General features: G+C 41.3%; 3 protein-coding genes. 2 read left to right on the forward strand and 1 reads right to left on the reverse strand.

All coding sequences use genetic code 11. The annotated features are described in order from the left end of the window. Positions 1-152 precede the first annotated feature (152 nt). Together ACYVRZ_RS13040 and ACYVRZ_RS13045 are read left to right on the forward strand one after the other, a co-directional pair. Positions 153-1157, forward strand: a complete 1005-nt coding sequence (locus ACYVRZ_RS13040) for an ABC transporter permease (RefSeq protein WP_461227455.1) — start codon at positions 153-155, stop codon at positions 1155-1157. Positions 1158-1161: 4 nt separating this feature from the next. Continuing rightward, entirely contained in the window at positions 1162-1842 is a 681-nt protein-coding gene (locus ACYVRZ_RS13045; RefSeq protein WP_461227457.1) for an ABC transporter ATP-binding protein, read from the forward strand. Between the two features lie 472 nt (positions 1843-2314). On the opposite strand, the gene ACYVRZ_RS13050 is transcribed toward ACYVRZ_RS13045, so the two are convergent. Then, positions 2315-2633: DDE-type integrase/transposase/recombinase (locus ACYVRZ_RS13050; RefSeq protein WP_461227459.1), on the reverse strand; the 319-nt coding region annotated here is incomplete at its 5' end.

Below are 2633 nucleotides of genomic sequence, written 5' to 3' on the forward strand. Positions count from 1 at the left end.
TGCATCAAGACGATACCTCTTTCATTAATTGTGTAGGAACTTTAATGATAACAGGTCGTATCGACTTGGTGTTTTTTATTTTGTCTGAGTACTAACGATAGTGGCTAACTTGATTGTAAAACGCGGGTAAAAAAGAAAAACTACGGTACGGCTTGATTCTAACAGTCGTCGTCTTAATCAGTTATTTGATTTTCATTTTAAGTGCCCTGGCGCTCGGGCTGGCAACAGCTAACACCGCAGCGGTGGACAGCTGGCAGTCTAAGTCGTTTGTAATGACCAAAGACGCTAATGGCAATGCCGGACAGTCATTACTGACAACGAAACAGGTTGATCAGTTAAGCGACGACAAAACCGCAACACTTGGCATTACACCAGTTAATATGAAAATTGGCGGAAAACGTGAATCCGCACAATTCGTTGGGATGAATAACGACGAGTACATCGCTAAAAACCTACAATTAACCAAGGGAAACTTGCCAAAGGCAGCTAACGAAGTCGTCCTCGCTGACTCAGTTGATAAGGATATTTACGGTATGGGGGATAAAATTTCGATTGGGTTATCTGATACGAAATATAAAATCGTGGGTTATGCGAAAAATGCCACGTATAACACCGCACCTGTTATTTATGGCGAGTTAGCGCAATGGCGTATCATTAAGGGCGTGTCAGATCAATTCCAGGGTAGCGTCGTTGCTTCAAAAACGTCACAATCGGTCGATGATAAAGCATTAAAGACTTATTCATACCAAGCCTTTATCAATAAATTGCCAGGTTATACACCGCAAAAAGCGACGTTTGGTCTCATGATTGGATTCCTGATTGTCATTTCATTGATTGTGATTACCATCTTCCTCTACATTCTAACGGTTCAAAAATTGCCTAACTTGGCAGTTTTGCGTGCACAAGGCATTCCAAATCTTTTTTTGGCCCAAAATACGTTATTTGAGACGTTCTTTATCATGGCAACTGGTATCGTCGTTGGTGCCGTACTATCGGCATTAACTGAATTTGGGATTCCAGATAGCGTACCAATGGCATTTGATTGGGGATTGATGGGACTCATTGCGGTCGGATTGATGGTAACCGGGTTACTGGGTGCAATCATTCCGATTCGTGTGATTAGTAAGATTGATCCGGTATCAGTAATTGGAGGTTAAAAAGATGCGTGAAGAAAAACTAGCCCTTGAACACGTGACGAAACAATTTGGTCAGAAAACCAATTTAGTTACGGCACTAGAAGACGTCAGTTTAGCGTTTAAAGCTGGTGAGGTGTCGCTTATCATTGGGCCTTCAGGATCTGGTAAAAGTACTCTGCTAACCATTTTAGGCGGGTTACAAACACCAACAGACGGCTCAGTTCGTTTGAATGGTCACGATATCAGTGATTTGAGTACCAAAGAAGCCGAAAAAAGACGACTTGAACAAATCGGTTTCGTCTTGCAGGCGTACAATCTCGTGCCATATTTAACCGTAGCAGACCAATTCAAACTTGTTGACCAGGTGAAGCCTAACAATAACCTCAGTCAAGATGGATTTGACAAAATTATTGAAACGCTAGGCATTCAAAAATTATTAAACAAATACCCTGGCGAATTGTCTGGCGGTCAACAACAGCGCGTTGCAATTGCCCGTGCGTTTTATACAGACCCGGCGATCATCCTAGCCGATGAACCTACGGCAGCCTTAGATACGGCACGTGTCAAAGAAGTTGGCCAACTTTTTGCCGATATTGCGCATGACGAGGAAAAAGCAGTCGTCATCGTCACGCACGATGATCGTCTGCGAGAGTTTTCTGATAATGTCTACAAAATTGTCGACGGAAAACTATCTAATACGGACTGATTAACAAACTTGCTCTTATGATGAGATTTCGGACTAGTTTTTCTCGTTTGCTAAAATATCATCATAAGGGCAATAGATTATTTAGTTATGTTTTTGTCGAGCTTGCATTTGTGCTAGTCCGCTTGTAGCAAGGGTTTCAGCCCAATATAATAACTAAAATTTATAAGGTTACTTTTCAAACGTGTTGATTATCCATTGCAGAGAAAAGAACACAATAAAAATGATAAGAATAGGAAGCAATCTAGCCAGCCAAATATTTATGTTTGGATCTTGTGACAGAGTATGATAGAGCCATTGGGCAATTAGAAAAGCGCTAAATCCGCTAACGATTGATTTGATGTTTTTATACATGTGATGTCTCCAATATATTCATACTAATATAGTGCCTATAATACCATTAAACAAAAAAACGGTTCTGGTGCAAAGTTGAAATTAAGCGTAGATCAAAGTGACTGTGTTTAGTGGTTGTAGCCTATGCCGCTAACAATTGGTCGACTTCTTGATACGCTGAAAAGCCGAAGAGGCCTAGCTTCTTTCGGCTTTTTTTGTGTATCGCATGCATGGTTTCAATGCCGTATAATGTCCTAGCTGCTGTCCGAGTGCTCTGATAACTTGCGGAACGAACTTGTTGCCGCTTAATAAAACGGTGATCTTGCTCAATCAGATTATTGCGATATTTGGAGCACTGATGCACACCTTTGTGCAGATAGCCTTCCCTAGTAAGCTTTTTAATTGCCTTTAGGGTCGCTCCGTACTGATCAGTCACTAATCGATGTGGAAGACCATAGGTC

It is taken from the genome of Lacticaseibacillus suihuaensis (assembly GCF_054785075.1).